At 29.4% G+C, this 3,267-nt stretch carries 4 protein-coding genes; all 4 read left to right on the top strand.

The genetic code is table 11. The annotated features are described in order from the left end of the window. A partial coding sequence (locus tag PKV21_09770; protein HOM27773.1) for an ExsB family transcriptional regulator occupies positions 1-793 on the top strand: 793 nt, incomplete at its 5' end. A gap of 78 nt (positions 794-871) precedes the next feature. Next, positions 872-1,480: an imidazole glycerol phosphate synthase subunit HisH gene (hisH, locus tag PKV21_09765; GenBank protein HOM27772.1), complete on the top strand. Its 609-nt coding sequence runs from the start codon at positions 872-874 to the stop codon at positions 1,478-1,480. Continuing rightward, positions 1,468-2,226: an imidazole glycerol phosphate synthase subunit HisF gene (hisF, locus tag PKV21_09760; protein HOM27771.1), complete on the top strand. Its 759-nt coding sequence runs from the start codon at positions 1,468-1,470 to the stop codon at positions 2,224-2,226. The genes hisH and hisF overlap by 13 nt, the downstream gene beginning before the upstream one ends. 25 nt (positions 2,227-2,251) lie before the next feature. Continuing rightward, on the top strand, positions 2,252-3,265 hold the full coding sequence (locus PKV21_09755; protein ID HOM27770.1) for a glycosyltransferase family 9 protein: 1,014 nt from the start codon (positions 2,252-2,254) through the stop codon (positions 3,263-3,265). Positions 3,266-3,267 lie beyond the last annotated feature (2 nt).

Raw genomic sequence — 3,267 nt, 5'->3', positions numbered from 1 at the left:
CAATCTTGTTGTTTTTTTTATTGATGATGGATTAATGAGATATAAGGAAGCAGAGGAGGTTAGAGATTTTTTTGCGAAGAAGGGAATAGATTTAGAAATCTGGAATGTTGAAGATGTATTTTTTGATGCATTAAAAGGAAAAATAGACCCTGAAGAAAAGAGAAAAGCATTCAGAGATACATTCTATAAGATACTCAGTCAGGCAGTAAGAAGTTATTCTGTTGATTTTTTAATACAGGGAACAATAGCGGCTGATATCATAGAAACTCAAAAGGGAATAAAGACACAGCACAATGTTTTATCTCAGATTGGAGTGAATCCGCTTCATTATGGTTTAACAATTGTTGAACCATTAAAGGAATTATACAAGCATCAAGTAAGACAGGTTGCAAAAACTCTTGGATTGCCTAAAAAAATGTATGATAGAAAACCATTTCCCGGTCCCGGTCTTGCTACAAGAATTATTGGAGAAGTAACAAGAGATAGAGTGGAAAAAATTAGAATTGCTACAAAAATAGTAGAGGAAGAACTAACAGAAAAAAATATTTTTCAGGCATTTCCTGTTTTATTTTCAGATAAAGCTACAGGTATAGTAGAGGGGAAAAGATTGTTGGGAGATATAATAGCAATAAGGGCGGTAAAATCAGAAGATGCATTAACTGCAACTCCTGTAAAAATTTTATGGAAAAGGTTGTTTAAAATAAGAGATAGAATCTTAAAAGAAGTTCCGGGAGTTGTAAAGGTCCTTTACGATATAACACCTAAACCTCCGAGTACAATTGAATATATTTAATTAATTAAATTTTTCTTTCTTGCTTTTAGAGTATTTTGAAATTAACATTTTATAGAATTAAAATTAAATCTTATTAAAATGGTGGGAGTTATAAAGTATGGTGCAGGAAATATTTACAGTGTTTCATCTGCTATTAAATTTTTAGGTGAAAAATTTGTTTTGGTTGAAAATCCAGAAATTATTGATAGAGTAGACTTTTTGATTCTGCCGGGTGTCGGAAGTTTTGATTCAGGTATTGAAAATTTAGAGAAAACAAGGATATTGGAAAAATTAAAATACCGATTAGAATTAGGTATTCCATTTCTTGGGATTTGTTTAGGACTACAACTTTTATTTAATGTGAGTGAAGAAGGAAAAAAGGAAGGTTTTGGAATTTTAAAGGGAGAAGTGGTAAAATTTAAAAATGAAGAAATAAAAATTCCTCATATGGGATGGAATAAAGTAGAAATTTTGAAGGATAATAAGATTTTTGAGGGAATAGTAAATAATTCTTTTTTTTATTTTGCTCACTCTTATTATATTAAAACTCAGGAAGATATTATTGTTGGTAAAACAAAGTATGGCATTGATTTTCCTTCTGTTATAATTAAAGACAATATTGTAGGTGTTCAATTCCATCCTGAAAAAAGTGGGAAAATGGGACTTTTATTTATAAAAAATTTTCTGGAGGGAAAATGGTTACAGTAAGAATTATACCTTGTCTTGATGTAAAGGATGGTAAGGTTGTAAAAGGAATTCATTTTGAGGATATCAGAGTTGCAGGGGATCCGGTAGAAAATGCTTCATTTTATAGTAAAGAAGGTGCAGATGAACTCGTATTTCTTGATATAAGTGCCACAATAGAAGGAAGGAAAACTATGATAGATGTGGTAAGAAAGGTTGCAGATGTTGTTTTTATTCCCTTTACTGTGGGAGGAGGAATTTCTTCTTTAAATGATATAGAAATTTTATTATCAAATGGAGCAGACAAAATTTCAATAAATACTGCTGCTGTAAAAAATCCAGATTTAATAAAAGAAGGTGCAAAAAAATTTGGAAGTCAGTGTATAGTTGTCGCTATAGATGCTAAAAAAACAGAAAGAGAAACCTGGGAAGTGTATATAGAGAGCGGTAAAAAACCAACAGGTATAGATGTTTTAGATTGGGCGAAAAAGGTTGAGGATTTTGGAGCAGGAGAAATATTATTAACAAGTATAGATAGAGATGGTACACAGGATGGATATGATATTGATTTAACAAGAATTGTAAGTGAAAATGTAAAAATTCCAGTTATTGCATCTGGAGGGGCTGGGAAACTGGAACATTTATATGAAGCAGTTGTTAAAGGTAAAGCCAGTGCTGTTCTTATTGCCTCTCTTTTACATTTCAGGATTTTAACAATTCCCCAGATAAAAAAATATCTTAGAGAAAAAGGAGTAAATGTAAGAATATGAAATAATTTAAATTATTTATCAAGTGATGAAATTGCGAAATATTAAAGATGATGGTATTAAAAAAATTCTTATAATTGGTTTTAACTCAGTTGGAGAAAATCTTCTTATCACACCTGCGATAAAAAAAATAAAAGATACATATAGAAATTCACAAATAGATATAATTGTAGGAGATAAAGCAGTTGAATTTGTTCTGGATAATCCATGGTTTTCATCATATTTTCTCTGGGAAAAAATGGGATATTACAAACTGATTAAAAAATTGAGAAGTCAAAAATATGATTTAATAATAGATTTCAAAACACCCTTTTTTTTGTTCTTTCTAAAAAGTAAATATAAATTAACCTTTTTTATGAAGGATATTTTAAGTGATAAATTTTACATTCACCAAAGTGAAAAAATTATGAAATTTTTAGAACCATTGTTTGGGCCAGGGGAAGTAAAAATATTCTTTCCAGTCAGTAATTATTACAGAGAAAAAGTTAAAGAGATTTTTAGCTCTTTTAAAATTAAATCTTCTGACTTAGTAGTAGTCTTAATTCCCGGAGGAGAAGCAGTATTTAAAAGATGGGATAAGGAAAAATATGTAATTCTCGGGAAAGAATTAATTAAAAGATATGGGGTAAAAATAATTATAATTGGTTTAAAAGGGGAAGAGAAATTAACAAAAGAGATTAAAGATTTAATAGGAAGTGATAATGTGTTTGACCTAGGAGGGAAAACAGATTTAAAAGAAAATTTTGTAATTTTTGAACTTTCAGATTTGATTGTTACAAATGATTCTTATTTGATGTATCTTGCCTGTGCTTCAGGAACAGACATTGTAACTATTTTTGGTCCAGGTAATCCTTATAAATATGGACCTGTTGGAGAGAAAAGTTATGTTGTTCACAGTAATATAGATTGTTTTCCGTGTAGCAGTTATAAAAAATGCAAAATGGAATATCAATGTATAAAAGAAGTAAAAGTTGAGGATGTTTTTAAATATTGTTCTATTATTCTTGATGAAAAATCTTATCCTAAATTATTTGAAATATAAGA

The sequence above is a fragment of the bacterium genome, assembly GCA_035371905.1.
GTDB lineage: Bacteria > Ratteibacteria > UBA8468 > B48-G9 > JAFGKM01 > JAMWDI01.
This window is presented reverse-complemented; position numbering and strand designations above follow the sequence as displayed.

Excerpts from the sequence above, each read along its gene's own strand:
- hisF (HOM27771.1), top strand. The coding sequence starts at position 1,468 with ATGGTTACAGTAAGAATTATACCTTGTCTTGATGTAAAGGATGGTAAG.
- hisH (HOM27772.1), top strand. The coding sequence starts at position 872 with ATGGTGGGAGTTATAAAGTATGGTGCAGGAAATATTTACAGTGTTTCA.
- PKV21_09755 (HOM27770.1), top strand. The coding sequence starts at position 2,252 with ATGAAATTGCGAAATATTAAAGATGATGGTATTAAAAAAATTCTTATA.